The sequence below is a fragment of the Pseudonocardia sp. GCM10023141 genome (genome assembly GCF_042653605.1).
This window is the reverse complement of sequence record NZ_JBHSIR010000005.1, coordinates 1-26,401: the sequence shown is the minus strand read 5'-3', so window position 1 is coordinate 26,401 and position 26,401 is coordinate 1. Positions and strand designations below refer to the sequence as shown.

At 73.9% G+C, this 26,401-nt stretch carries 22 protein-coding genes and 1 tRNA gene; 9 read left to right on the top strand and 14 right to left on the bottom strand.

Translation table 11 applies throughout. The annotated features are described in order from the left end of the window. The first annotated feature begins 34 nt into the window (after positions 1 to 34). Positions 35 to 1,123, top strand: coding sequence for an NAD-dependent epimerase/dehydratase family protein (locus ACFPFQ_RS00790; RefSeq protein WP_379613633.1), 1,089 nt, complete (start codon positions 35 to 37; stop codon positions 1,121 to 1,123). A gap of 24 nt (positions 1,124 to 1,147) precedes the next feature. On the opposite strand, the gene ACFPFQ_RS00785 is transcribed toward ACFPFQ_RS00790, so the two are convergent. Together ACFPFQ_RS00785 and ACFPFQ_RS00780 are read right to left on the bottom strand one after the other, a co-directional pair. Next, positions 1,148 to 2,164 carry a sensor histidine kinase gene (locus ACFPFQ_RS00785; RefSeq protein ID WP_379613631.1) on the bottom strand — a complete coding sequence of 339 codons (1,017 nt, stop codon included), beginning with the start codon at positions 2,162 to 2,164 and terminating at the stop codon, positions 1,148 to 1,150. After that, a complete protein-coding gene (locus ACFPFQ_RS00780) occupies positions 2,161 to 2,868 on the bottom strand; it encodes a response regulator transcription factor (protein WP_379613629.1) in 708 nt (235 codons plus the stop codon). Before ACFPFQ_RS00780 ends, ACFPFQ_RS00785 begins: the two co-directional genes overlap by 4 nt. Before the next feature lie 145 nt (positions 2,869 to 3,013). Between ACFPFQ_RS00780 and ACFPFQ_RS00775 the strand changes: the two genes are divergently transcribed. Genes ACFPFQ_RS00775 through ACFPFQ_RS00765 form a run of 3 tightly spaced genes read left to right on the top strand, consistent with a single transcriptional unit; the run spans position 3,014 to position 4,982 of the window. Beyond that, complete coding sequence (locus tag ACFPFQ_RS00775) at positions 3,014 to 3,661, top strand: glycosyltransferase family 2 protein (protein WP_379613627.1); 648 nt, start codon at positions 3,014 to 3,016, stop codon at positions 3,659 to 3,661. Beyond that, a complete protein-coding gene (locus tag ACFPFQ_RS00770) occupies positions 3,658 to 4,350 on the top strand; it encodes a TIGR04282 family arsenosugar biosynthesis glycosyltransferase (RefSeq protein ID WP_379613625.1) in 693 nt (230 codons plus the stop codon). Before ACFPFQ_RS00775 ends, ACFPFQ_RS00770 begins: the two co-directional genes overlap by 4 nt. Then, positions 4,347 to 4,982 carry a methyltransferase domain-containing protein gene (locus ACFPFQ_RS00765; protein WP_379613623.1) on the top strand — a complete coding sequence of 212 codons (636 nt, stop codon included), beginning with the start codon at positions 4,347 to 4,349 and terminating at the stop codon, positions 4,980 to 4,982. The genes ACFPFQ_RS00770 and ACFPFQ_RS00765 overlap by 4 nt, the downstream gene beginning before the upstream one ends. Before the next feature lie 322 nt (positions 4,983 to 5,304). Here the strand turns inward: ACFPFQ_RS00765 and ACFPFQ_RS00760 are convergent, their stop codons facing one another. From ACFPFQ_RS00760 to ACFPFQ_RS00745, 4 genes are all read right to left on the bottom strand, one after another. Continuing rightward, positions 5,305 to 6,765: a trypsin-like peptidase domain-containing protein gene (locus ACFPFQ_RS00760; RefSeq protein WP_379613621.1), complete on the bottom strand. Its 1,461-nt coding sequence runs from the start codon at positions 6,763 to 6,765 to the stop codon at positions 5,305 to 5,307. 84 nt (positions 6,766 to 6,849) lie between these two features. Beyond that, the gene (locus tag ACFPFQ_RS00755; RefSeq protein WP_379613617.1) at positions 6,850 to 8,301 is read right to left on the bottom strand and encodes a sensor histidine kinase; all 1,452 of its coding nucleotides are present in this window, start codon (positions 8,299 to 8,301) and stop codon (positions 6,850 to 6,852) included. After that, positions 8,298 to 8,999: a response regulator transcription factor gene (locus ACFPFQ_RS00750; protein ID WP_379613615.1), complete on the bottom strand. Its 702-nt coding sequence runs from the start codon at positions 8,997 to 8,999 to the stop codon at positions 8,298 to 8,300. Before ACFPFQ_RS00750 ends, ACFPFQ_RS00755 begins: the two co-directional genes overlap by 4 nt. A 56-nt stretch (positions 9,000 to 9,055) precedes the next feature. After that, on the bottom strand, positions 9,056 to 9,937 hold the full coding sequence (locus tag ACFPFQ_RS00745; RefSeq protein ID WP_379613613.1) for an NAD(P)-dependent oxidoreductase: 882 nt from the start codon (positions 9,935 to 9,937) through the stop codon (positions 9,056 to 9,058). 12 nt (positions 9,938 to 9,949) lie between these two features. Between ACFPFQ_RS00745 and ACFPFQ_RS00740 the strand changes: the two genes are divergently transcribed. Beyond that, positions 9,950 to 11,059, top strand: a complete 1,110-nt coding sequence (locus tag ACFPFQ_RS00740; RefSeq protein ID WP_379613611.1) for a class I SAM-dependent methyltransferase — start codon at positions 9,950 to 9,952, stop codon at positions 11,057 to 11,059. Positions 11,060 to 11,099: 40 nt separating this feature from the next. On the opposite strand, the gene ACFPFQ_RS00735 is transcribed toward ACFPFQ_RS00740, so the two are convergent. Then, positions 11,100 to 11,687, bottom strand: coding sequence for a helix-turn-helix domain-containing protein (locus ACFPFQ_RS00735; protein WP_379613609.1), 588 nt, complete (start codon positions 11,685 to 11,687; stop codon positions 11,100 to 11,102). Positions 11,688 to 11,751: 64 nt separating this feature from the next. Between ACFPFQ_RS00735 and ACFPFQ_RS00730 the strand changes: the two genes are divergently transcribed. Further along, a complete protein-coding gene (locus ACFPFQ_RS00730) occupies positions 11,752 to 12,747 on the top strand; it encodes an NAD(P)/FAD-dependent oxidoreductase (protein ID WP_379613607.1) in 996 nt (331 codons plus the stop codon). Positions 12,748 to 12,756: 9 nt separating this feature from the next. On the opposite strand, the gene ACFPFQ_RS00725 is transcribed toward ACFPFQ_RS00730, so the two are convergent. The 3 genes from ACFPFQ_RS00725 to ACFPFQ_RS00715 all read right to left on the bottom strand — a co-directional run bounded on the left by ACFPFQ_RS00725 (position 12,757) and on the right by ACFPFQ_RS00715 (position 14,664). Continuing rightward, the gene (locus ACFPFQ_RS00725) at positions 12,757 to 13,230 is read right to left on the bottom strand and encodes a YdeI/OmpD-associated family protein (protein WP_379613605.1); all 474 of its coding nucleotides are present in this window, start codon (positions 13,228 to 13,230) and stop codon (positions 12,757 to 12,759) included. A gap of 1 nt (position 13,231) precedes the next feature. Then, a complete protein-coding gene (locus ACFPFQ_RS00720; RefSeq protein ID WP_379613603.1) occupies positions 13,232 to 13,747 on the bottom strand; it encodes a signal peptidase II in 516 nt (171 codons plus the stop codon). A 416-nt stretch (positions 13,748 to 14,163) separates the two neighbouring features. Beyond that, the gene (locus ACFPFQ_RS00715) at positions 14,164 to 14,664 is read right to left on the bottom strand and encodes a DinB family protein (RefSeq protein WP_379613601.1); all 501 of its coding nucleotides are present in this window, start codon (positions 14,662 to 14,664) and stop codon (positions 14,164 to 14,166) included. A gap of 201 nt (positions 14,665 to 14,865) precedes the next feature. Between ACFPFQ_RS00715 and ACFPFQ_RS00710 the strand changes: the two genes are divergently transcribed. Then, positions 14,866 to 14,941, top strand: a tRNA-Arg gene (locus ACFPFQ_RS00710). Positions 14,942 to 15,164: 223 nt separating this feature from the next. Here the strand turns inward: ACFPFQ_RS00710 and ACFPFQ_RS00705 are convergent. The 3 genes from ACFPFQ_RS00705 to ACFPFQ_RS00695 all read right to left on the bottom strand — a co-directional run bounded on the left by ACFPFQ_RS00705 (position 15,165) and on the right by ACFPFQ_RS00695 (position 17,083). Beyond that, positions 15,165 to 15,584: an alpha/beta fold hydrolase gene (locus ACFPFQ_RS00705; RefSeq protein ID WP_379613599.1), complete on the bottom strand. Its 420-nt coding sequence runs from the start codon at positions 15,582 to 15,584 to the stop codon at positions 15,165 to 15,167. Positions 15,585 to 15,873: 289 nt separating this feature from the next. Beyond that, positions 15,874 to 16,239, bottom strand: coding sequence for a hypothetical protein (locus ACFPFQ_RS00700; RefSeq protein WP_379613597.1), 366 nt, complete (start codon positions 16,237 to 16,239; stop codon positions 15,874 to 15,876). Between the two features lie 217 nt (positions 16,240 to 16,456). Further along, a complete protein-coding gene (locus ACFPFQ_RS00695; RefSeq protein WP_379613595.1) occupies positions 16,457 to 17,083 on the bottom strand; it encodes a dihydrofolate reductase family protein in 627 nt (208 codons plus the stop codon). Positions 17,084 to 17,453: 370 nt separating this feature from the next. On the opposite strand from ACFPFQ_RS00695, the gene ACFPFQ_RS00690 reads away from it, so the two are divergent. Further along, a complete protein-coding gene (locus ACFPFQ_RS00690; protein WP_379613593.1) occupies positions 17,454 to 19,091 on the top strand; it encodes an ABC transporter ATP-binding protein in 1,638 nt (545 codons plus the stop codon). Positions 19,092 to 19,162: 71 nt separating this feature from the next. After that, positions 19,163 to 20,860: an ABC transporter ATP-binding protein gene (locus ACFPFQ_RS00685; protein WP_379613665.1), complete on the top strand. Its 1,698-nt coding sequence runs from the start codon at positions 19,163 to 19,165 to the stop codon at positions 20,858 to 20,860. A 90-nt stretch (positions 20,861 to 20,950) separates the two neighbouring features. On the opposite strand, the gene ACFPFQ_RS00680 is transcribed toward ACFPFQ_RS00685, so the two are convergent. Beyond that, entirely contained in the window at positions 20,951 to 26,365 is a 5,415-nt protein-coding gene (locus ACFPFQ_RS00680; RefSeq protein ID WP_379613591.1) for an amino acid adenylation domain-containing protein, read from the bottom strand. Positions 26,366 to 26,401 lie beyond the last annotated feature (36 nt).

Genomic DNA, 26,401 nt, shown 5'->3' with positions numbered 1-26,401 from the left:
CCGATGCGCGGGCTCCGCGCCTAGGGTCGATGCGGTGCGCATCCTGATCACCGGCGGCGCGGGCTTCATCGGCTCGCACATCGCCGACCTGCTCGCGGCCGACGGCCACGAGGTCGTCGTGCTCGACGCCCTGCTCCCCCAGGCGCACGGCCGGGCCGGGGCGCCGTCGTGGACCCGCGACCACGAGTTCGTCGAGGGCGACGTGCGCGACGCGGAGGTACTGGGCCGCCTGCTGCCCGGCGTCGACGCGGTCTGTCACCAGGCGGCGATGGTCGGGCATGGTGTCGACCCGTCGGACGCGCCGCTCTACGCCTCCCACAACGACTACGGCACCGCCGTGCTACTGGCCGCGATGCACGCCGCGGGGATCGGACGGTTGGTGCTCGCCGGTTCGATGGTCGTGTACGGCGAGGGCCACTACGCCTGCCCGGAGCACGGCGACGTGCGGCCGGGCGCGCGGCGCGGCACCGACGTCGATGCGGGCCGGTTCGAGCCGCCGTGTCCACAGTGCGGACGCCCGCTCGAGCCCGGGCTGGTGGGTGAGGATGCCGTGCTGGACCCGCGTTCCACTTACGCGGCCACGAAGCTCGCGCAGGAGCACCTGGCCGCGGCGTGGGCCCGGCAGACGGGTGGCTCGGCCTGGTCGCTGCGCTACCACAACGTCTACGGCCCGCGGATGCCCCGCGACACGCCCTACGCCGGGGTGGCGTCGATCTTCCGGTCGGCGCTGGAGCGCGGCGAGGCCCCGCGGGTGCTGGAGGACGGCCGGCAGCGTCGCGACTTCGTGCACGTCACCGACGTGGCGCTGGCGAACGCGCTGGCGCTCGCACGCCCTGCCGCACCCGGCACGCTGACGCCGGTGAACGTCTGCTCCGGCGAGCCGCACACGATCGGCGACCTGGCCCGCGAGCTGGCGGCGGCGATGGCGGGTCCGGAGCCCGTGGTGGTGGGCGGCGCCCGCCCCGCCGACGTCCGCCACGTCGTGGCGGACCCGGCCCGCGCCCGCGAGCTGCTGGGCTTCCACGCACAGGTCCACTTCGCCGACGGCGTGAAGGCGTTCGCCACCGACCCCCTCCGGGACCCCGTCGAGAACGACGTTGCCATGATCAAAAAGCCCTTTTGATCATGGCAACGTCGTTCTCGACGGTCAGGTGGCCGCGGCGAGCGGGAGCCGGACCTCGAAGCGGCACCCCGGGCCGTGGTTGACCGCACTGATGTCGCCATCGTGCGCCTCCACCAGGCCGCGGGCGATCGCCAGGCCCAGCCCGCCGCCGGACTGCTCGTCGGGGGTGCGGGCCTTCGCCCCCCGGAACGCGACGTCGAAGACCCGGTCCAGATCGTCGACGGGGATGCCGCCGCACGCGTCGTCGACGCGCAGCCAGGCGTGGGTGTCGGTGACGCCGGCCGCCACCACGACCGCGCCGTCGGGCGGGGTGTGGCGGATGGCGTTGGACAGCAGATTGCGCACCACGCGCGCGAGCTCGGGGTCGCTGCCCCGCACCACCGGCCACTCGGCCTGCTCCTCGGCCCGCACCTCGACGCCCTTGCGCGCCGCCGCGACGCCGACCACCGCCACCGCCTCGGACACCACCTCGTGCAGCGGCACCGCCGAGAGCGTCAGCCGCAGCGCGCCGGACGTGATGCGCGAGAGCTGGAACAGGTCGTCGACCATCCCGGACAGGCGCTCGGTCTCCCCACCGATCCGCATCGCGTAGTCGGCCACCTCGGCCGGCTCGCTGACGACGCCGTCGGCCAGCGCCTCGCTCATCGCCCGGATCCCGGCCAGCGGGGTACGCAGGTCGTGGCTGATCCACGCCACCAGCTCGCGGCGGGACTGCTCGGCGGCCCGCTCGGCGTCGCGCGCCTCGTGCAGCCACATGACGTCACGGGAGATGCCCCGGCCCAGCACCATCGCGGCCGGCACCGTCACCGCGGCCACGACCGCGCAGACGACCGCGGCGTCGGCGAGCTGCGGGGTGTACATGAAGCCGTTGACGCCGAGCACGCCGACGAGCGCCGCGGCCACGGGGATCAGCACCAGCGCGGTGACGGCGGCGGTGATCGAGCGGCGGCGCGCCCGGTGCAGCACCAGCGCGCCGATCAGCGCGACCGGCACCGAGAACAGCAGCGCGACCGGGACGACGCGCAGCAGCTGCTCGATCACGGCGACGCCATCCCGTCGTAGCGGTAGCCGACCCCCCAGACGGTGGCGATGCGCGTGGGCTTCGTCGGGTCGCTCTCGATCTTCTCCCGCAACCGTCGCACGTGGACAGTGACGGTGGACTGGTCGCCGAAGTCCCAGCCCCACACCCGTTCGAGCAGCTCGGCGCGCGTGAACACCTGTCCGGGCCGCCGGACGAGGAACGCCAGCAGGTCGAACTCGCGCACGGTGAGCGCCAGCTCCTCCCCGCGCAGCGAGGACCGCCGGCCCGGGATGTCGACGCGCAGGTCGCCGTCGAGGATCGGCTCGATGCCCGACTCCCTGGCAGGCAGCTCCCGCGAGCGCCGCAGCACCGACGCCACCCGCAGCACCAGCTCGCGCGGGCTGAACGGCTTCGTGACGTAGTCGTCGGCGCCGAGCTCGAGCCCGAGCACCCGGTCCTCCTCCTCACCGAGCGCGGTGAGCATCACGATCGGCACCCCGACGGAGCTGCGGCGCAGCCGGCGGCAGACCTCCAGGCCCCCCAGCCGGGGCAGCATCAGGTCGAGCACCACCACGTCGGGCATCCGGTCGGCCACCGAACGCAGCGCCTGCTCGCCGTCACCCGCGACGTCGACGCGGTACCCGGCCCGGTCGAGGTAGCGCGTGACCACCTCGCGGACCGTCACGTCGTCGTCGACCACGAGCGCGAGTGGTCGATCGCTCATCGTTGCGCCTGCATGGCGTCCACGGTAGCGCCGCATCGCCGCAGGTGCGGGCATGTCACCGGACCGTAAGCGGCGTCGCGGACGTCATCGATCGGTAAGCCGTTTCGCCCGATGGTGCCCGGCCGCGACGCCTAGTTTCCGGGACATGCAGGGCCTGATCGACGTCATCCTCCCGTGCCTCGACGAGGCGCAAGCACTCCCCGGGGTGCTCCGCGCACTCCCCGACGGCTTCCGCGCGCTCGTGGTCGACAACGGCTCGTCCGACGGCACGCCGCGCGTCGCCGCCGACCTCGGTGCGCGCGTGCTGCACGAGCCGCGCCGGGGCTACGGCGCCGCGGTGCACACCGGGCTCGCGGGCGCCACCTCCGACATCGTCGCGTTCCTCGATGCCGACGGATCGCTGGACCCGGCGGCGTTGCCGGCGATGGTCGCGCTGCTCGACGGCGCCGATCTCGTCGCGGGTCGCCGGCAGCCGCAGGGACGTGGGGCGTGGCCGTGGCACGCCCGCGCCGGCAACGTCGCGATCGCCACGCTGCTGCGCCGCCGCGGCGTGCCGGTGCACGACATCGCGCCGATCCGGGTGGCCCGCCGCCGGGCCCTGCTCGACCTCGGCGTCGCCGACCGCGCGTTCGGCTACCCGCTGGAGCTGCTGGTCCGCGCCGGCGCCGCCGGGTGGCGGATCACCGAGGTGGACGTCGCGTACCGGCCGCGCACCGGCGGCCGCTCCAAGGTCTCCGGTTCGGTGCGGGGCACCCTGCGCGCCGCACGCGACATGGCCGGGGTGCTCCGGTGAGCGGGCTCGCCGTGCTCGTGCTCGCCAAGTCGCCGGAGCCCGGTCGCGTCAAGACCCGGCTGTGCCCGCCGCTGACGCCCGCGCAGGCCGCCGAGCTCGCCGCCGCCGCGCTCCTCGACAGCATCGACGCCGCCCGCGCGGTGCCGGGCGCCCGGACCGTGGTGGTGCTGACCGGTCTGCTGGAGCGCGCCGCCCGCGCGGCCGAGATCCGGGAAGCCCTCCGCGGCGTGGTCGTCGTGCCCCAGCGCGGCGACGGCCTGGGCGCGCGGATCGCGGCCGCCCACCGCGACGGCGGAGCGGGCCTGCGCACGCTGCAGATCGGCATGGACACCCCCCAGGTCGACGCCGCGCTGCTCGGCGAGGCCGATCACGCGCTGCTGACCCCCGGGGTCGACGCCGTGCTCGGACCGGCAGCAGACGGCGGCTGGTGGGCGCTGGGCCTGCGCCGGCCGTCCGACGCGCGGCTGGTGGCGACGGTGCCGACCTCGCGCGACGACACCGGCGCCCGCACGCTGCACGCCTTGCGGCAGGGCGGGTTGCGCGTCGCGCTGCTGCCCGAACTCTCCGATGTGGACACCGTGGGCGACGCCGTCGCCGTGGCGGCGCGGGCTCCCGGCACCCGCTTCGCCGCCGCGGTGCGGGCACTGCCGGCCGGCGCGCTGCGGCAGGCCGCGGGGCAGCGCGTATGACGGCGATGCTGGCGGGCGACACCACCGCGTTCGGACCCGCCCTGCTGGGACTGCGCACCGAGCTCGTGCGCAGCGACGGCGCCGTTGCACCGCTGCACGTCGACCGGTGGCGCGGCGCCGCCGCAGGCGAGGACCACTGGCTGCTCGGACGGTGCGAGGGACCCACGATCGACCTCGGGTGCGGCCCCGGGCGGCTGCTGCAGGCGCTGGCCGCGCGCGGGGTCTCGGGGCTCGGCGTCGACACCGCACCGGAGGCGATCCGGCAGTGCCGTGACCGCGGCGTCGACGCCGTGCTGGCCGACGTCTTCGCCCCGCTGCCCGGCGAGGGCTCGTGGTCACACGTGCTGCTCGCCGACGGCAACCTCGGGATCGGCGGCGACCCCGTCGCGCTGCTGGACCGCGCCGCGCGGCTGCTCGCGCCGTCGGGCTCGGTGCTCGTGGAGCTCGACGCCGTGGAGCCCGGACTGTGGTGCGGGCAGGCCCGGGTGCGCAGCGCGCGGTCGGTCGGCCGCCCGTTCCCGTGGGCGGCCGCGGGCACCGCGGCGCTGCCGCGGCTGGCGGCGGCGGCCGGGCTGCGGGAACGCAGGGTCTACCGGGGTCGCCGCCGCTTCGCGGAACTGGTGGCCTGCTGACCCGGAGGTCGATCGCGCCGGCGCCGAGAGGGGGTTCCGGCGCCGGCGCGTACTCGGTCCCGATGGCGGGGTACCGCAACGGGAACCGTGGGAGTACGGAAGCATCCGCAGCGGCGCACGTCAACACTGAGCGACCGTTCGGTGACAGCCAGGTCGTGTTCACAAAGGGATGATCGATGGCCTTCGTGATCCAGATCGTTTCTGCCAAGGCGCCGCCGCGAGCCGTCGTACGCAAGCTTCGCATCGGCGCAGCCAGGGACGATCTGGGCGCGAAGGGCGCGATCAGGACTTTGTAAACGCGGCCTTGGCCAGGTGCGGCCGATCAGCCGGGTGCGGTGGCCAACGTGGCGGTGACGGTGCGGTCGGCGAGCTGTACCTCCACCACCTCGCCGGGCGCGCGCGAGCCCACGGCCGCCTGCAGATCGGTGCCCGTGCTGATGCGCTGCGGCCCGAACCGCAGCACGGTGTCGCCCGCGTGGATGCCGGCGAGCTCGGCCGAGCCACCCGGGACGATGCTGCGCACGAGCGCACCGCCGCGCTTCGGGTCGTCACCCACGCTGACGCCGAGCACCGCCCTCGACGCCTTGCCGGTGCGTTCGAGCTCGGACGCCACCCGCTGGGCCTGGTTGATCGGGATGGAGAACCCGACACCGATCGAGCCGCCCTGCGCACCGGTGGTGGCGATGGCCGAGTTGATGCCGACGACGCGGCCCAGCATGTCGACCAGCGGGCCGCCGGAGTTGCCCGGGTTGATCGCGGCGTCGGTCTGCAGGGCGTTGAGCACGGTCGGTGCGGCCGCCCCGGTGTCCTCGCCGATGCTGACCGCGCGATCGCGGGCACTGATGATGCCCGTGGTGACGGTGCCCCCGAGCCCCAACGGTGACCCGAACGCGACGACCTGCTGCCCGACGCGCACCGAGTCCGAGTTGCCGAGCTCGATCGGGGTCAGCCCGGACACGCCCTGGGCGCGCAGCACCGCGACGTCGGAGCTGGGGTCCCGGCCGATGATCGTGGCGTTGGCGGTGGCCCCGTTCTGGAACACGACGGTGACGCTGCCGCCCTGCGCGGCCGCCGCGACGACGTGGTTGTTGGTGAGCAGCAGCCCGTCGGCGCTGAGGACCATGCCCGAACCCTCACCGGCGCTGGTGGGCGACTGCACCCGCAGCTGCACCACACTGGGCAGCACGCGGTCGGCGACAGCCTCGACCGGACCGGCGGGGGCGCCGTCGGCGGGCGGCAGCGGGGCGTCGAGGACGCCCGCCGAGCCGCCGCTGCGCGCGGCGAGCGTGGCGCCGACGAGCTGGGGCATGACGACGCCGCCGACGGCACCACCGAGAACGGCCGCGACCAGCGCGATCCCGATCACCCCGACCCGGCCGACCCCCGGCCGCACGGGCCGTCCGCGGTACGGCGGGAAGCCGAGCGGGTCGGTGGGGTGGTCGTCGCGAACCGGTGGGGTTGCGGCCGGTGCGGGGGCGACCGCCGCCGGTTGCGGTACCGGTTCGGCCGCAGGCGAGACCTCCGGCGCGCCCGGCTCGTCCCCCGCATCCGGCGAGGTCACAGCATCCGGCGAGGTCACGGCATCCGGCGAGGTCACGGCATCCGGCGAGGTCACGGCATCCGGCGAGGTCACGGCTTCGGCGACGGTTGCATCCGGCTCCGGAGCGGCGACCGGCGGCGCCCACGGGCTGCGTTCGACCTGCGGCGGGATCGCCGCCGCGGTCGAGCCGTCGCCTCCCGGCGCCGTCGGGGTCACCCCGGAGGCGGAGGAGTCGTTCGCCATGCCATCACCGCGTTCGAGGAGTTCGGGAGGTCGCACTCACCTAAGCACGCCCCGGCGAAGGCCCGTGCGGCGCCGCCCGATCGGTCAGTGCCGGGGCGCGCGGCCGGGCAGCCGCATGACCAGGTGCGCGCCACCCTCGGGCGCCCGCCCGGCCCAGACCGCTCCGCCGTGGCGCACCGCCACCTGCCGGACGATGGCGAGGCCCAGACCGGAGCCGGGCATCGCCCGTGAGGTGTCGGCGCGGTAGAACCGGTCGAACACGTGCGGCAGGTCCTGCTCGTTGATGCCGGGCCCGCTGTCGGCCACCTCGATCACGACCGACCACTCGTCGAGCTGGCGCATCTGCACGCGCACCGTGCCGCCCGCGGGGCTCCACTTCGCGGCGTTGTCGAGCAGGTTCAGCACGGCCCGCTCCAGCGCGGTGGCGTCACCGAACAGCGTCCACGGCACGAGCGACGGCGCGAAGACGACGTCGCCGGCGCGGCGGCGGGCCCGGCCCAGCGCCCGCAGCAGCACGTCGGTGAGCTCCACCGGCTCGTGGACGACCAGCGGCGCGTCGTCGCGGGCCAGCTCGACGAGGTCGCCCACCAGGTTGGACAGCTCGGCCACCTGGGCCTGGACGTCCTCGAGGATCTCGGCCCGGTCGCCGTCGGGCAGCGTGGGCGCACCGGGCTTGCTGGCCGCAGCGAGCAGTTCGAGGTTGGTGCGCATCGACGTCAGGGGCGTGCGGAGCTCGTGGCCGGCGTCGGCGACGAGCCGGCGTTGCTGTTCCTGCGACGCGGCGAGCCCGCCGAGCATGTCGTTGAAGCTGCGGGTGAGGCGGGCCAGCTCGTCGGTGCCGTCGACGGGGATCGGCTGCAGGTCACCGGTGGCGGCGACACGCTCGGTGGCGGCCGTCAGCCGGTCGACCGGGCGCAGGCCGGCCCGCGCCACGGCGACACCCGCGAACGCGGCGAGCAGCACCCCGATGCCACCGACGATCGGCAGCGCCACACCGAGCTTGGTGAGCACCTCCTGGGTGGGTTCGAGGTGCTGGGCGATCACCAGCGCCTGGGCCTGCCCGGCCGGCACCGCGACCACCCGGAAGGACTCCCCGTCCAGGTCCGCCGAGCGGACCGAGGAGGGTTCGTCGCCGCGGGCAACGGCGAGCTCCGGATCCCCGAGCGGCGGCTTCGACCCCTCCGAGGTGATCCCGCTGCCGTTGGCCTGCAACAGCGCGATCCGGATGTCGCCGGCACCGAGCAGCTGGGGCGGGATCCGGGCGAGCTCGCGCGGGTCCACCGCGCTCTGCGCGGCGGCGGTGGCACGTTCCAGCAGGCTCGTGTCGAGCGTCTGCAGGATGTTGACGCGCACCGTGACGAACGCGGCCACCGACACCAGTACGACCGCGACCGCGGCCACGAGCGCCGCGAGGATCCCGATCCGGGCCCGCAGCGAGAACTGGTCGAGCACCTCGATGCGGGGCGTCGAGCCGTCCGGCCGCCGGGAGGGGCCGGTGGCGGAGCGACGGATCCTGACGGTGGGGTCGTTGCTCACGGCGGGGTGTCGCGCAGGACGTAACCGACGCCACGCACGGTGTGGATCAGGCGCAGCTCACCCTCGGCCTCGGTCTTGCGCCGCAGGTAGCCGATGTACACCTCGAGGGCGTTGCCGGTGGTCGGGAAGTCGTAGCCCCACACCTGCTCGAGGATCTGCGCCCGGGTGAGCACCCGGCGCGGGTTGGTGAGCAGCAGCTCGAGCAGGGCGAACTCGGTGCGGGTGAGGCTGATCGCCCGCTCGCCGCGGCGGACGTCGCGGGTGTCGGGATCCAGCGACAGGTCGGCGAACTCCAGCGGCTTGCTGTAGCCCGCGGCCGCGGCGGCGATCTCGTCGGGGGTGCGGCGGCGCAGCAGCGCGCGCAGCCGGGCCAGCAGCTCTTCCAGCGCGAACGGCTTGGGCAGGTAGTCGTCGGCACCCGCGTCGAGGCCCGCGACCCGGTCGGACACGGCGTCGCGCGCGGTGAGCACGAGTATCGGCAGGTCGTCGCCGCTGCTGCGCAGCCTGCGGCACACCTCGAGGCCGTCCAGGCGGGGCATCATCACGTCGAGCACCACCGCGTCGGGGCGATGGCCCGCGATGGCGTCGAGACCGGCCTGGCCGTCGCCGGCGAGTTCGACCTGGTAGCCGTTGAACGCGAGTGATCGGCGCAGCGACTCCCGCACGGAACGGTCGTCGTCGACCACAAGGATGCGCATGGGACCAGTGTGGACGCCCGGTCTGAGATCCTCCTGAGAGCCTCCTGTGTCGCTCCCTACTCCTTCGCGTGATCGAAGCTGGCGAGGTAGGTGGCCGCCATGTCGTACTCACCGTGCCCGGCAGCTGCGGCCCGGTGGTTGCGTGCAGCGGCAGCGGCGGCGACGTCCAGGAGCACCCCGCTCGCCTTCCCCGCCGCCACGATGAGGTCACCGTCCTTGGCCGCGTTGCTCACCGAGAAGTTCGGAGTCCAGTCCTCCGCGAGCATGGCGGCCGCCTTGACCTGCAGGTATCCCGAGTCGAGCGGGCCGCCCGCCACGGCGTCGAGGAACGCCTTCGGATCGACGCCGAGGCCCTTGGCGAGCGCCAGCGCCTCCGCGCCGCCCGCCGTCAACGCCAGTACCCAGCTGTTCATCACCAGCTTCAACCGGCTCGCCGCCAGCCCGTCGGCGCTCTCGGCGACCCAGTTGGTGGCGCGCCCGACGGCGTCGAAGACGGGCTGCGCCACCGCGAGTGCAGCGGGCGTGCCTGCGGCGAGCACGAGCAGCTGGCCCGACTCGGCGGGCTGGCGCGTGCCGGAGACGGGCGCATCGATGAACTGCAGGCCGTGCTGCGCCGCGAGCGCGAGCAGGTCGCCCTGGTCGATGCCGGCGGTGGTCATCTGAGCCCACACCTGACCGGCGGCCAGGCCGTCGGCCGCCTGTGCCATCACGTCCGCGACGTGGGTGCCGTCACCGAGCATGGTGACCACGACGTCGGCGCCGCGCACGGCATCGGCCGGATCGGCGGCGAGCACGGCTCCGGCAGCGGCCAGCGGCCGGGCCTTGTCCGCGGATCGGTTCCAGACCCGCAGCGGCAGCCCGGCCGCGAGGATGTTGTGGCCCATGCCGGTACCCATGATCCCGGTTCCCAGCAGCGCGACGGTCGGCTTCTCAGTCATGATCTGAAGCCTATGGACACCGAACGCACCCGCGCACTCGGCAGCCGCCTGCTCACCATGGTCACCGGTCACGTCATGACGATGCTGGTGAACGTCGGCCACACCACCGGCCTGTTCGAGGCGGCGCTGCGCGGCCCCGCCACCAGCGCCGGGCTCGCGCAGCGGGCCGGGCTCGACGAGCGCTACGTGCGCGAGTGGCTCGGCGCGATGGTCACCGGCGAGATCCTCGACTTCGACGCCGCCACCGGGCTGTTCACGCTGCCGCCCGAGCACGCACCGCTGTTGACCGGCGCTACCGCGGCGAACATCGGTCCGACGACCGGCATGCTCCGCATGCTCGCCGGGCTGCTGCCCGAGGTCGAGCGGTGCTTCACGGCCGGCGGCGGCGTGCCGTACGCGGCCTACGCCGCGGTGGCGGGCGAGGGACTCGGAGCGACGTGGCGCCACATCTACGACGAGCAGCTGATCGACGGCTTCCTGGGCCGGGTGCCCGGGCTGCACGACACGCTGCAAGCCGGCGCCCGCGTGCTCGACCTCGGCTGCGGCACCGGCCACGCGATCAACCTGATGGCGCAGGCCTTCCCGGCGTCGGAGTTCGTCGGGCTCGACATCGCCACGGAGGCGATCGCACTCGGCGAGGCGGAACGGGCCGCCATGGCGCTCCCGAACGCCCGGTTCGTCGTCGGGGACGCCGCCGAGCTCGCGGCCGACCCACCGTTCGATGTGATCACGACGTTCGACGCCGTGCACGACCAGCGCTCCCCCGCCGCCGTGCTGGAACGGGTGCGCGGCGCGCTGGCACCCGACGGCGTGTTCGTCATGGTGGACGCGAAGTTCTCGAGCAGGCTCGAGAACAACATCGGCAACCCCCACGCACCGCTCTGCTACGGCATCAGCCTGCTGTTCTGCCTGCCCACCTCGCTGGCCGACGGCGAGGGCGCCGGGCTGGGCGCCATGTGGGGCCAGGAGCTGGCCTGCGAGATGCTCGCCGCCGCCGGGTTCGACGACGTGCAGGTGATCGACTCGCCGCGCGCCCAGAACTGCACCTACATCTGCCGGGCGGCCGAGCTCGGGGCGTCAGCAGGCTCGGGACGTCAGCAGGGTGGCCCTCCAGACGTCTGACGTCAGGAAGGCCACCTTGCTGACGTGCGGATGCCGTCGATCACCCGGCCTTCCGCGGCGGCGCCGCTCGCACGTGCATCCGCTCGCCCTGCCTGCCGAACAAGCTGAGCACCTCGACCGGGCCGTCGCCGGCGTTGCCGAACCAGTGCGGCAGCCGCGTGTCGAACTCGGCGGCCTCCCCCGCACGCATCACGATGTCGTGCTCGGCGAGCATCAGCCGCAGCCGCCCGCTCAGGACGTAGAGCCACTCGTAGCCCTCGTGGGTGCGCAGCTCCGGCTCGGTCTTGGCACCCGCCGGGATCGTCATCTTGAACGCCGCCACCGGCCCCGGCTGCCCGGTGAGCGGCGCGAAGGTGACCCCGCCGTGCACCGTCGGCCGCAGCCGCACCCGCGGATCGCCGACGGGCGGGGCACCCACCAGCTCGTCGAGTGGCACCTGGTGCGCCCGCGCGATGGGCAGCAGCAGCTCGAGGCTGGGACGGCGTTGTCCTGATTCGAGCCGCGACAGCGTGCTCACCGAGATGCCGGTGGCCTCCGCGAGCGCCGCCAACGTGACGCCCCGCTGCTTGCGGATGCGGCGCAGCCGCGGCGGCACGGCGGTGAGGACGTCCTCGAGATCATCTGCCATCTCTCTATTGCAGTTCCGGCAAGTTCATTTGTCAAACACGTCGCCACGGACGCACGGTGGGGACATGACGAACATCTACGACGCACTGGTGGTCGGCGGCGGCGCGGCCGGGTTGAGCGCGGCGCTGGTGCTGGCCAGGGCCCGGCGCACCGTGCTGGTGGTGGACGCCGGGAGACCGCGCAACGCGCCGGCCGAGCACCTGCACGGCTTCCTGTCGCGCGACGGCGTCGCACCTGCGGACCTGCTCGCGTTCGGGCAGGCGGAGGTCGCCGGCTATGGCGGGGAGATCCGCACCGGCACCGTCACGCGGATCGAGCACGGCTTCGACGGCTTCCGGGCGCAGCTCGGCTCCAGCGGGCCGGTGTACGCGCGCGCCGTCCTGCTCGCCGGTGGGGGCAGCGACGAGCTGCCCGCGATCACCGGGCTGCGCGAGCATTGGGGCCGCGGCGTCGCGCACTGCCCGTACTGCCACGGGTACGAGGTCCGCGACCAGCCGATCGGCGTGATCGCGACCGGGCCGTGGGCGGTGCACCAGGCGCTGCTGCTGCGGCAGTGGTCCGGCGACGTCATGCTGTTCACCCACCGGCACCCGGATCTCGACGACGCCGACTGGGCCCGTCTCGGGGCCCGCGGCATCAGCGTCGTCGACGGTGTTGTCGACGAGGTGCTCGCCGCCGACGACCACGTCACCGGCGTGCGACTGGAGTCGGGCCGGGAGTTCGCGCGCACCGCGCTGTTCGTCGGGCCGTACTTCCGGGCGACGGTCCCGGCCGGTCTCGACCTGGAGACGGCGTCGACCGAGGCGGCGTCCTTCGTGGTCAGCGACGCCACCGGGCGCACCGGCGTGGCAGGTGTGTGGGCGGCGGGCAACGTCACCGATCCGATGGCCCAGGTGATCATCGCGGCGGCGGCGGGTTCGCGGGCGGGCGCCGACATCAACGGGTTCCTCATGGAGGCCGACATCGAACTGGCCCAGGAGCTGGCCCGACCCTTCTCCGGCCGCGCCGAGGCCGCGAACTGCGAACGCGTGCTCGGCGATCGCCGGCACGGTCTCGGGTGAGCCCCCCGTTCAGGGCTTGGGTCGCTCCTTGATCCCCTCGGCCAGCCAGCCGACGACCAGTGCGATCCGCTCGGCCCGCAGTTCCGGCTTGCGGGTGGTCGCGTCGATCCAGCGCAGGTAGCCGCGCCGGTAGAACTGGGCGAGCGCGTCGAAGAACGCGCCTGCCTGCGGATTCGCATCCAGCGCCGCGGCGAGATCGGGCGCGAGGTCGCCGCGTTGCGGGCCCTCCGGAGCGAGCTCGACGTCGGCGGCCTTGCCGATCGCGAGGCCGCAGTCGCGCTGCCAGGCAGGTCCGAGCACGAGCCAGTGCCGGCCGTCGACCTGCTCGATCACGGCGCGGATCCGGTGGCCGTCCACCGTGCCGTGCACGTGGTGGAGGGATTTGGTGCCCCACACGGCGTCCGGGTCGAACGGGACCGGTACCACCACCCGACCCCGGCGGCCCGCTTCCGGCGTGGTGGTGAACCGCTGCGGCTCGCTCACATCACGCCTCTGCGGTGGGGTGCGGCGGGGCCTGCTGCGCGCGGGGAAACAGCGCCGACGCGATCACCAGCACCACCCCGACCGTGATCATGCTGTCCGGGAGGTTGAACGTGGCGAACCAGCCGGTGTGGAAGTAGTCGGCGACGGCGCCGTCCACGAAGCGGCTGAGCAGGTTCGTGATCGCACCGGCGAGTATCCCGGCGAGCCCGGCCACCCCGACCCACGACATCGTCGGGGCCGAGACCCACGCGTAGCCGGCGAGTACGACCGTGACCACGGCGGTGATAGCGAGCACGACGCCGTCGGGGAGCCCGGCGCCGATGCTGAACGCCACCCCCGAGTTGTAGCCCAGCCGCAACTGCAGCAGCCCGAGGTCGACGATCCGGCCGTCCGCGAGCAGGTCGACGACCAGCAGCTTGACGATCCAGGCGATCGCGATCAGCACCACGACCAGCCCGACGAGCACGCCGCGCCGCCGCGCCGGTCGGCGTCCGGCCTGGGTCTCCACGGGATCCATGCACGTCAGCATGCCGCCACCACCGGTTGCCCGCGTGCTCCGGGTCGGGTGTCGGCGGCGGCGAGTGCCTCGACCGGGCGCTCCGCCTCAGCCACCGACGACGTCGTAGACGAGATGCGTCGCCCGCGGGGACACGGTGACCTCCCGCTGGACCAGCCGCGTCGGCCCGACGAGGTCGAACAGCCGCGTGCCGCCACCCGTCACCAGCGGTGAGAGATGGATGCGGAGCTCGGGGCTCCTCGAGCACCCACGCGTGGATCGGCTCGCCGCCGACACCGAGGCCGTGCTCCAGGTCCACGCCGGGCGCGGTGACGTAGCCGTCCAGCGACATGGAGATGTCGGCAATCACCTTGGTCATGGTGTCTCCTCCGGGTCCGGTGACCGGTAGACCCACCACGTGCGCAGAGATCAGTGGTTCACGCCCCGGCCGCCAGTATCTGCTCACGCAGGATGTCGGCGTGCCCGCTGTGCTGGGCGAACTCCCGCAGGCACTGCAGGTAGATCCAGCGCAGCGTCATCGGACCCGCCCGGTGGCCGGACACCACGTCGTCCAGCGCCAGCCGCGCCGCGGCCCGCCGCGACCCCGCGCACGCCTCCCGATGGGCGCCGCTCACCGACGCGATCGTGTCCTCCTCGGCGAGCAGGAAGGAGTCGTCGACCGATTCGGGCAACCCGAGCGCGGTGCGCGGGGTGCCGGTGACGGCCTCCTCGAACCACACCCGCTCCACGAACGTGAGGTGCTTGACCAGCCCCAGCAGCGTGGTGCGCGACGGCACCAGACGTCGACGTGCCTGCTCCTCGGTGAGCCCGGTGAGCAACTCGCCCACCAGCCGGCGGTACTCCTCGAGGAACGCCTCGAGCTGCGCGCGCTCGTCGCTGGTCCGAACGGCGAACGGCCCGGTACGGGGAACGGCCATGCTCCCGACCTTAGATCCACTCACGTCATCCGGTCGTGGCGGCCGCGTCAAGGGCGTCGCTGGACGGGACACCCGCCCGCACCGCAGATCGCAGGGGCGGCGAGGGCGCGTACTGCGCGAAACCGTCCCAGAGAACCGGACCCGCGGCGAGGACGGCCCGAGGTCGACCACCCCCGCCACGCAGCTAGGATCTACTCGCAGGCCCTCGTAGCTCAGGGGATAGAGCATCGGTTTCCTAAACCGTGTGTCGCAGGTTCGAATCCTGCCGGGGGCACCAGGTCAGAGCGTTGACCAGCAAGGCTTCGTGTTCTCCAGCGGGCCGGGACAGTAGTACGCCCACCAAAGCCCGACACCGTGACCGGCACTTCTCAGCGACAGAGCTCATCTCGGCGGGTATGGATGCCCGCACCCACGCCGGTCGGCTCGGACACAGCGGTGGAGGAACGACGACCCTATGGGCCTGCGGCGCATGGTGCCAGCGGCAGATCCGCGAGATGCTCTTACGGGGCGGCTGGCACCCACGAGTCGGCATGCCTACCCGCGAGGTATGGGGCCTCAGCCGGTCTCGCGTCCTGTCGGTCCAGCCATTCCAGGATCGCGCGATTCGTCTCTTCCGGCCTCTCCTGCTGGATCCGGTGGCCGCTGTCGAGGTGGATCTCTTCGACGTTGGGCACGAACGCTGCGAGGTTCTCGGCCTGCGCCACGGCGTCTCGGTCGCCGTAGACCATGAGGGCCGGCTGGTGGATGATCGGGTCGACGTCGGCGAGCAGGTGCCAGTCGCGGTCGAAGTTCCGGTACCAGTTGATGCCGGTGGTGAACCCGGACTTCTCGAAGGCGGAGACGTAGACGGCCAGGTCGCTGTCGCTCAGCAGGGGCTCTGCGGCGGCAGTCTCCGCTCGGGCGAGATCGATCATCACCATCCCTGGCTGCGGCTCCTTGCGCGCTCGTTCTTGCGGTACAGGTTGCGGAGGAACTGTGCCGGGTTCTCGTCGAGCACGGCGTCGGCGACGCCGGGCTGCCGGTTGAAGTGGACGAAGTAGTAGTCGCTGCCGAGCAGGGTTGGGGGCGATGACGCGGTAGCCCGCGGCGACGAGGGCGGGCACCTGATGACGCCAGGTGAAGGCGAGATCCGGCCAGCCGTGGCAGAGCACGACGGGGTTCCCGGCGTTCCGCCGGCGTGACGGGCTGTACTGCTGGTCAACGGCGCATTCAGAGACTCACGTGCCAGCGCGTCTCGGCCCCGAGCGCGACACGATCCAGGACGGTGCCCTGCCGGGTGATCGAGACCTCGACCGTCTGACCGGATTCGTTGTCGACGAGCGTTGCACCGCCAAGACCGGACTGGCGGTTCAGCGACACGTCGAGAAGCCCGTCGGACCGTGGAATGATCGTGATCACGTCGTTGCGTAGATCCGCCACGTCCATCGGGCCCTGGTTTCCGATGGTCAGAACGTAGGGCGGCGGCGGTGTCGTGGTGGCACCGGTCGGTGTCGCGGCCGCAGCGATGCCGGCACCGGTACCGCACAGCGCCGTGGTGGCCAGCAGAACGCTCACTGCCTTCATCGCGATGAACATCAGGGTCTCCCAGGAGTCGAGGCGCCGGGTTGCGCCATGGTGGAACGCCTGGTGATCAGCCTGCTCCCGGGCCTCCCGGCGAGACCTCGGCCGGCCGACGGATCCGGCGGAGGAACCGCACCTCCCCCGATCGGTGGACACCACCAGGTCCCGGACACCCGACTGATCCGCTGCGGCTCGTGGGGTTCCGACCGAACGATCGCCTGAGCGGGCGCGGTCAGGAACTCCGGCCCGGGTGCTGACGACGAACGCGGTACTGCAGGTGCAGGACTCGCTCGCCCTGGACGACCACATGGGGGTCCTCCAGGAGGTACTGCCCGTCGATGCTGCCGAAGAACCGCTTGCCCGACCCGAACACGACCGGCACCACGTCCATCGCCACCTCGTCAACGAGGCCGGCCGCGAGGATCTGGCCGCCGACCTCACCGGCGTTCACCGCGACCGTGCGGTCCCCCGCGAGCTCCTGGGCCTTGTCGATCGCCGCCACCACACCGTCGACGAAGTGGTAGGACGCCTCGGGATGCCACCCCTCCGGCTTGGGCCGGTGCGACACCACGACCACGTGATCACCTGAAGGCGGACGCCCCTCCCAGCCGTTGACCAGGTCGAACAGCCGGCGGCCCATCATGATCACACCGATCCCGGCCCAGATCGGCCGCATGTGCGCCGCAGACACCCGCGAGACCCGGATACCGTTCCCGGACCCGGAGTGGTCGAACCCCTCGTCCTCGGCGAGCGGGGTGTCTCCGTTGAACAACCACTCGTGCAGCGGCCCGACGGTGTCGTTCTCGTCGGCGATGTACCCATCCACCGACGCCACGCTGTGCAAGATCACCGTACCCACAGGTCCTCCTCGCATCATGCCGACCGCGGTCGGCGACCCCTCGCCACCGTGGTCGTCCACGCCGGCTGGCCCGTGACCCTGCCCGAACCCTGCGCCGCGGTCCTCATCGATTCTGGTGAGATGTGAGTCCGGCGTAGGCAGGTCAGCGAACTGCGCCGCGCCTTCCACGACCGCAGACTCTGAACGGGCACTCGCCGAGCCCCACAGCGCGGACAGCCCGGGTCGCATCGAACAGGGCCGGCATGAAGCACGCTGTCGCCGGCTTCGGCACGGAGCCGCGCTCGGCCTCCTTGCTCAGGTTAGCCAAACCTTGGATGATCCGGCGGTGAAGTCGAGTGGCGACCTGGTTCTGCGTACGACGCTCCATCGGGTGAAGCGCCACCTGGTGGCGGCATCGGTCCTGTCCACCGGCCATCAGTCGGGCGAGGCGATGGTCCCGGTGCTGATCGGGATCGTGATCGACCGTGGCGTCGCGACCGGGGACGTCGGCGGGCTGGTCTTCTGGATAGCGGTGCTCGTCCTCACGTTCATCGGCCTGTCGCTGTGCTTCCGGTTCGGATCGCGGCAGTCGTTGCTGGCCGCCACCGGCGCCGAGGCCGACCTGCGGATGCGTCTCGCCGGCCGCATCCTCGATCCCGGCGGTGGCGCGGAGTCCGGGCGCCTGCCGGGGGCGATGGTCAGCGTCGCGACGGCCGACGTGCGGCGGGTCGTCGGCGTCCCGTTCATGGTCCCGTCCGGTATCGCCGCGGTGGTCGGGGTCACCGTGGCCGGGATCGCGCTGCTGACGATGTCGGTGCCGCTGGGGTTGCTGGTGCTGCTCGGCACCCCGCCGCTGCTGGTGCTGGTGCAGCTGTTCAGCGGTCCGCTGGAGCGGCGCAGCGAGGCGCAGCTGGAGGAGATGGCCCGGGCGTCGGGGGTCGCGGTCGACCTCGTGACCGGCGTGCGGGTGCTCAAGGGCATCGGCGCCGAAGAGCACGCGCTGGCCCGCTACCGGCGGGTGAGCCGGGGTTCCTTGCGGGCCGCGCTCGGGACCGCGAGCGCCCAGGGCGGGCAGGAGGGCGGCGTGCTGGCACTCAACGGCCTGTTCCTCGCGCTGGTCGCGCTCGTCGGCGGCCTGCTCGCGGTGCAGGGCTCGATCTCGGTCGGCGGGCTCGTCGCGGCCGTCGGACTCGCCCAGTTCCTGACCGGACCGATGCAGGTCGTCGGCGGTTTCGCCGCGGTCGTGGCGATCGGTCGCGCGTCAGCCGGGCGGATCGCAGGCGTTCTCGACGCGCCGGCGGCGGTCCGGTCCGGGACGACGGAGCTGCCCTCCCCGGTGCGCGGCGAGCTGCGACTCGACGACGTCGCCGACGAGCCGGACGCCCCGCGGGGCATCGACCTGGTCGCCGGACCGGGCGAGGTGCTCGGCGTGGTCGCCGACCCACCGGCCGCGGCAGCGCTGCTGAGCTGGCTGGGCCGCGAGCGCAGCCCCGGTCGCGGCCGGCTGCTGCTCGACGGCATCGACGCCGATGACGTCGAGCTCGACGAGTTCCGGCGCGCCGTGCTCGTCTCCACCCACGACGCGCACCTGTTCACCGGCAGCCTCCGCGACAACCTGACCGCGGTGGCCGTCGGCGACCCGGCCGGGGCGATCGCGGCCGCGGCGGCCGATCAGGTGGCGGCGGTGCTGCCCGCCGGTCAGGACACGGCCGTCGCCGAGCGCGGCTCGTCGCTCTCGGGCGGTCAGCGCCAGCGGGTGGCGCTGGGCCGCGCGCTGGCCGCGGACGCCCCCGTGCTGGTCCTGCACGACCCCACGACCGCCGTCGATGCCGTGACCGAGGCCCGCATCGCCGACGGGCTGCGCGCCCTGCGGGCCGGTCGCACGACGCTGCTGCTCACCACCAGCCCCGCGCTGCTGGCGGTCGCCGACCGGGTGGTGGTGCTGCGCGACGGGGTGGTCGATGCGCTCGGCAGCCACGTGGAGTTGCTGCGCGACGACGCCGACTACCGGGCGACGGTGCTGTCGTGACGACGCCCGACGCGGAGGGCAACCTGCTCCCGGTCGCCTCCGCCGCGCGGGTGCGCCGCTCGCTGGCCGACATGTTGCGCCCGCATCGCGCGCTGGCCGTCGTCGCGGTCGTGACGCTCGCGGCCGCGGCCGCGGTGAGCCTGCTCGCGGCCCCGCTGCTGGGCAACGTCGTGGACATCGCGGTGCGGGCCCAGGCCGGCACGCCCGGCGGCTCGGTACTGACGCCGGTGCTGCAGCTGGTCGGGGTGGCGATCGTGCAGGGTGTGCTCGCGATGGCCGGGTTCGTGCTCGTCGCACGCCTCGGTGAGCAGATGCTGGCGACGTTGCGCGAGGACTTCGTCGACCACGCGCTGCGGCTGCCGCTCGCCCGCATCGAGCAGGGCGGCACCGGCGACCTCACCTCCCGCGTCACCGAGGACGTCTCGGTGATCAGCGACGCAGTCCGCTCGGCGTTCCCGGACTTCGCGCGCTCGGCACTGATCATCGTCCTGACGTTGCTCGGGCTGACCGCGCTCGACTGGCGGTTCGGCGTCGCGGCGCTGCTGGCCGTCCCCGTGCAGGCCGCGACGGCGCGCTGGTACCTGGGCAGTTCCGGGCCGATCTACGCCGAGGATCGCGTCGTCACCGGCGCGGAGCAGCAGCAGCTGCTCGACAGCGTCGGCGGGGCCCGCACCGTGCGGGCGTTCCGGCTGGCGCCGGTGCACCTCGGCCTGATCCGCGCGCGGGTCAACGCCTCCATCGACATCGCGCTGCGGCTGCAGCGGCTGCACACCGGGTTCTTCGGACGCCTGAACATCGCGGAGGTGTTCGGCCTCTCCGCGGTGCTGGTCGTGGGGTTCCTGCTGGTCCGCTCCGGCGTCGCGACGATCGGTGAGGCGAGCGCGGCCGCGCTGTACTTCGCCAACCTGTTCGGGCCGATCAACTCCGCGCTGTTCCTTCTGGACAAGGTGCAGTCGGCGACGGCGGGCATGGCGCGGCTCATCGGCGTGGTGGACATCGAACCCGCGCCGGAACCCCTCGCCCCGGTCCGGGCCGTCGACGGTGCGGTGAAGGCCGTCGCGGTCGGGCACTCCTACGTGGACGGTCACGACGTCCTGCGCGGCATCGATCTCGACGTCGCGCACGGCGCGCACATCGCGCTGGTCGGGGAGAGCGGAGCGGGCAAGACCACGCTGGCCTCGATCCTCGCCGGGGTCCGGCCGCCGACCCGCGGGGTGGTGCACATCGGGGGCGTCCGGCTGGCCGATCAGGGCCAGGCACTGCTGCGCAGCACGATCGCGCTCGTGACGCAGGAGGTGCACATCTTCGCGGGCCCGCTCGCCGACGACCTGCGGCTGGCCCGGCCCGATGCCACCGAGGAGCAGATGCGCTCGGCGCTGGAGACCGTCGATGCGCTCGAGTGGGTCGAGCTGCTGCCCGCGGGCATCGAGACGGTCGTCGGCGACGGCGGCCACGAGCTGAGCGTCGTGCAGGCCCAGCAGCTCGCGCTCGCCCGGCTGGTGCTCGCCGATCCGCCGGTCGCGATCCTCGACGAGGCGACGGCGGAGGCGGGCAGCGCGGGTGCCCGCCGGCTGGAGGCGGCGGCGCGGGCCGCGCTGCGCGGCCGCACCGGGATCGTGATCGCGCACCGGCTCACCCAGGCGGCGACCGCGGACGCCGTGGTGGTGCTGCACGACGGCCGCGTCGTCGAGCAGGGCACGCACGGCGAGCTGCTGGCCGCCGGTGGCTACTACGCCCGCCTGTGGGCGGCGTGGACCGCTTCGTCCTAAGCACTTCCCCGGACTGCGCATACCGTCACCCGTCCTCGCACACCGCCGAACGTGTGTGAGGACGGGCGACGGTGTGCGACGTCGGCGTGGTCAGTTGCTCTCGGCCAGTGCTGCTCGGATCAGCGGGCCGGTGGTGCGCAGGGTCTCCTCGGTCATCAGGCCCAGGTGGGTGGCGGCGACGTCGTGGGCGCGTACCTCGCCCGTGATCAGCGGCGCCCACTCCTGCGCCGTGCGCGCCATGTCCTGCTCGCCCTCGGTCGCGGCGAGGAACAGCACGTCGGTCTCGACGTGCGGGTGCGGGCCGCCGAGCGGGAGCTCCCCCAGCGTGCGCAGGCGTTCGACCAGCGCCGCGAGCTGGTCGCGGTCCAGCCCGTGCAGGACGCTCCCGGGTGCCGCCGCGATCGCGACGGCGTCGTCGAGGGTGGGGGTCTCGCCGAACGCGTCGAGATCGTGCCCGGTGAACGCGAGCAGCCCGAACACCGCGTCGGACTCGGTCACCACCTCGTCGGTGCCGGCGGGCTCGACCGGCAGCGGATACCCGTCGATCAGGACGATGACCGGCACCCGCGCCCCCTGCTCCGTCAGCCTCGCCGCCACCAGGTGCGCGAGCGTCGCCCCGAACGACCAGCCGAGCAGCCGGTAGGGCCCCTCCGGTTGCACGCGGCGGATCTGCTCGGCGTGCTGTTCGGCGATCTCCCACGCCGTGGCGCCCCCCGCGCCGCCGCCGAGCGCGACCGGGTCCTGCAGCGCGTACACGGGCATGCCGTCGGGAAGGTGCGGCAGCAGGCGCGCGTAGGTCCAGCCGAACCCGACCGCCGGTGGCAGGCAGAAGACCCCGGGTGTCGTACCCCGGCGCAGGGTGAGGACGGGCTGCAGCGCCTGCGGCGTGCCCGCGGTCAGCCGCTCGGCCAGCGCCCGCGGTGTCGGGTGCTCGAACAGCAGCTTGGCCGAGACGGCCGTGGCCCGGCCGAGCGCGGTGTTGAGCCGGGCCGCCAACCGGACGGCCAGCAGCGAGTGGCCACCGAGCTCGAAGAACGAGTCGTCGGCGCCGACCAGCTCGCGGTCGAGCACGGCGGCGAACACCGTGCAGAGCAGCCGCTCGGTCGCGTTCGCGGGCTCGGCACCCCCCACCGACGCCGCGCCGGGATCGGGCAGCGCCCGCCGGTCGAGCTTGCCGTTGGGCGTCGTCGGGAACTCCGCGAGCACGACCACAGCCGACGGCACCAGCTGCGCGGGCAGGGTGGCGGCCACGTGCGCGCGCACGTCCTCCCCGAGCGGCGACGCGCCGTCGCGGGCCACGACGTAGGCGTGCAGGCGCTGCCCGTCCACGACCACGACGGCCCGCGCGACGTCCGGGTGACGCAGCAGCGCGACCTCGATCTCGCCGAGCTCGATGCGGAAGCCGCGGACCTTCACCTGCTCGTCAACGCGCCCGACGAACTCGAGCTCGCCCGCGGAGCCCCACCGGACGAGGTCGCCGGTGCGGTAGAGCCGCTCCCCCGGCTCGCCGAACGGGCTGGCGACGAACCGGCCCGCCGACAGCCCGGCCCGGCCGTGGTAGCCGCGGGCGACCTGCGACCCGGCCAGGTAGAGCTCCCCGATCGCCCCCGGCGGCGCCAGTCGCAGCGCGGAGTCGAGCACGTGCACCTGGGTACCGGCGCCCGGACGTCCGATCGGTACCGTGCCCCGGTCGCCGCCCTGGACCCGGTGCACGGTGGCGTAGACGGTGTCCTCGGTGGGGCCGTACACGTTGAACACCTCGCGGTGGGCGAGCGCGTCGGCCAGCGAACGCGGCAGCGCCTCCCCGCACAGGACGACCGTCGGTGGCAGCAGCTCGGGATCGCTGGAGGCCACCAGCGCATCGACGGCGGACGGGACGCCGGACAGCAGGGTCGCGTCGCCGTCACCGAACGCGGACGCGGCGTGCAGGACGTCCGGCACGACGGCGATCGCTCCGCCCGAGCACAGCGGGGCGAACAGCTCGAACACCGAGACGTCGAAGTTCAGCGACGTGGAGAAGATCGTGCGCCGCAGCCGCTCGGCGCCGAGCTCCGCGAGCGTCCACCGGACCAGTTCGACCACCCCGCGCTGCGGGACCGGCACGCCCTTGGGCACCCCGGTGGAGCCGGAGGTGTAGATGACGTAGGCCGGGTTGTCGGGGCCGAGGTCGCGGACCCGGTCGGCGTCGGTGAGCGCGGAGCCGTCGAGCCCCGCGAGCGCGGCGACCGTGGCGGGGTCGTCGAGCACGATGTGGCGCGTGGTCCCGGGCAGCCCGGCGCCGACCCCACCGGCGGTCACGACCACGGACGGGCGGGCGTCACGGAGCATGAACGCGATCCGTTCCGCCGGGTAGGCGGGGTCGATCGGCAGGTACGCCGCACCGCTGGCGAGCACGCCGAGCACGGCGACGACGAGATCCGCGGTGCGGGGCATGGCTAGACCGACGGTGTCCTCGGCCCCGACCCCGGCGGCGGCGAGGTGCCGGGCCAGCCGGTGGGCGGCGGCCACGAGCTCGGAGTAGGTGAGCGTGCGTTCCCCGTCGACGACGGCGACGGCGTGCGGGGTCCGGGCCGCCTGCGCCGCGAGCAGCGCCGGCAGCGTGTCGGGGACCGCGGCGGTGCGGACACCCGCCTGCGCCGCGAGCGCGCGGTGCTCGTCCGGGTCGAGCAGGTCGAGCGCCGCGACGGTGCCGTCCGGTGTGGTGAGCGCGTCCAGCGCCCGGCCGAGCCTGCGCAGCAGCCCCGACGCGACGTCGGCGTCGACGGTGTCGCGCCGGTACACGATCTCCAGCCGCAGGCCGTCGTCCGCGGGCGTCACGAGCAGCGTCAACGGGTAGTGCGTGGCGTCGCGGATGTCCACGGCCGTCGTGATCAGGCCGCCCGCCTCCTGCGCGCGGGTCACGCCGTCGCCGTCGATCGGGTAGGACTCGAAGATCAGCAGCGAGTCGAAGAGCTCGACGTGCTCGGTGCGCGCCGTGATCTCGGTCAGGCCGAGGTGCTGGTGGTCGAGCAGCGCGGCCTGCTCGGCCTGGACGCGGTGCAGGAGCTCGCGCAGCGTCGTGTCGGCGCGGGCGCGCACCCGCACCGGGACCGTGTTGATGAACAGCCCGACCATGTCCTCCGCGCCGGTGAGCGCGGGTGGGCGGCCCGACACGGTCGTCCCGAACGCCACGTCGTCGCGGCCGGTGTGCACGCCGAGCACGAGCCCGAACGCCGCCTGCACCACCGTGTTGAGCGTGACGCTCTCGGCGCGCGCCAGCGCGATGACCCGAGCGGTGAACGCGGCGGACAGGTCCTCGCTGATCGTCTCGGAGTCGGCGGAACCGGTGCCGGGGACGGCCAGCAACGTCGGCCGGTCGAAGCCGTCGAGCGCCTCGGCCCAGGCCTGGTGCGTGCGGTCCGGGTCGAGGGCCGCGAGCCGGGCGAGGTGGTCGCGGAACGGCCGCGGCGGCGCGCCCGCGGTGCCCGCGTAGAGGTCGAACAGGTCGCGGACGACGATCGGGAGCGACCAGCCGTCGAGCAGGATGTGGTGGTTGGTGAGCACCAGCCGGTGCCGGTCGGGCCCGAGCACCATCAGCGTGAAGCGCACGAGCGGCGCCGTGGCCATGTCGAAGGGCCGCGCGAGGTCGCGCACGACCTGTTCCTCGGCCTCGTCGTCGAGCCGTGCCGGGTCCGTGTCGCGCAGGTCGACGACGACGAACTCGGGCCGCACGCCCTCCTCGATCACCTGCACCGGGATGCCGTCGCGGCCGTGCACGAACGCCGCGCCGAGGTTGGGGTAGCGGCGCAGCAGCGCGTCCGCGGCCCCGCGCATGCGGGCGGCGTCGATCGGTCCGTCGATGTCGAGCACGGCCTGCGCGAGGTAGACGTCGGCGCCGGTGCCGCCGCCGTCGAAGGTGGCGTGGAAGAACAGCCCCTCCTGCAGCGGCGAGAGCGGCCAGACGTCGACGAGCCGCGGGCGGTCGCGTTCCCACACCTCCAGCTGGGCCTGCGTGACCGGCGCGAGGACGTCCGACGGGGTCAGGCCGCCGGGCCCGGGCACCCGGGCGAGCGCGGTGAGCGCCGCCAGCCAGCGGTCGGCGAGTGCCCGCACCTCGTCGGCGGTGAGCACCCCACCGGCGAACGCCCACGAGGCACGCAGCACCGGCCCGTCGGTGCCGCTCTCGACGATCGCGTTGACGTCGAGAGCCGCGGAGACGGGCATGTCGTCGTCGACGGCGCCGCCGAGGGCCCCGAACTCGTCGGCCGGGCTCCAGCCCGGCCGCGCGACCGCCCCCGCCGACCGCTGCGGCGCCTCGGCGGTGTCGAAGCGGCCGAGGTAGTTGAACCGGATCTGCGGCCGGAACGGCAACGGCGGGTCGAGCAGGCCGAAGCCGATGCCGCGGTCGGGCAGCGCGCGCAGCTGCTCCTTCACCCGCTTGACGGCGGCGGCCGCGGCGGGGCCGCCCGTCGCGGCGTCGGTGACGTCGATGCCGGTGAGGTCGATGCGGGCGGGGTAGACGGTGGTGAACCAGCCGACGGTGCGGGAGAGCTCCGCCCCGGCGACGGCGTCCTCCTCGCGGCCGTGCCCCTCCAGCCCGACGAGCACCGACGGCGCCCCGGCCCCCGCCCGGTGCCCGGCGACGGCGATGCCGAGCGCGGTGAGCAGCACGTCCTCGACGCCGGCGCGGAACGCCGCGGGGATCCGGGTGAGGACGGCCTCGGTGACGTCGCTCGGCACCACGACCTCGACCTCGTCGGCCGTGCCGACGACATCGCGGGCGGTGTCGAGGGGCCGGGAGCCCAGTACCGGGTCGATCCCGTCGAGCACCTGCTCCCAGACGCCGCGCTCGGACTCGCGGTCGGCTGCGGCGAGCCCGAGCGCCCAGCCGCGGAACGACGTGCCGACCGGCTCCAGCACCGGCTCGGTGCCGGCGCGGGCCTGCTCACCGGCCGAGATCAGATCGGGGACGAGGATCCGCCACGACACGCCGTCGACGACGAGGTGGTGGGCGAGCACGAGCAGCCGTCCGCCCGCGCTGCCGCCGTCGAACCAGACGGCCTGCACGACGACGCCGGCGGCCGGGTCGAGCCGGTCGGCGGCGGCGTCGAACGCCGTGCCGACGACGTCGCGGAACGCGTCGGAATCCCACTCGCCCGCGACCCCGAGACCGGCATCGACCCGGTGCAGCACGGCATCCGGGTCGACGGTGCCGACGGGGGTGGTGGTGAGCACCCACTCGTCGCCGGAGCGCTGGAGCCGGGCGCGCAGGATGTCGTGGCGGTCGAGGACCGCGCGCAGTGCCGTCGCGACGTGCTGTGGCGTCGTCCCCGACGGCGTCGCGAGGAACACGGCCTGGGAGAACCGCTGGAACGAGCCGCCGCGGGTGACCATCCGCCGGATGATCGGGGTGATCGGGATCCGGCCGGTGCCGGACGCGTCGACGTCGGTGCCGCGGGCCGGTGCATCGTCGGGCCGGTCGGCGAGCGCACGGGCGAGCCCGGCGATGGTCTTGTGCTCGAACACGTCACGCGGCGACAGCGCCAACCCCGCCGCCCGCGC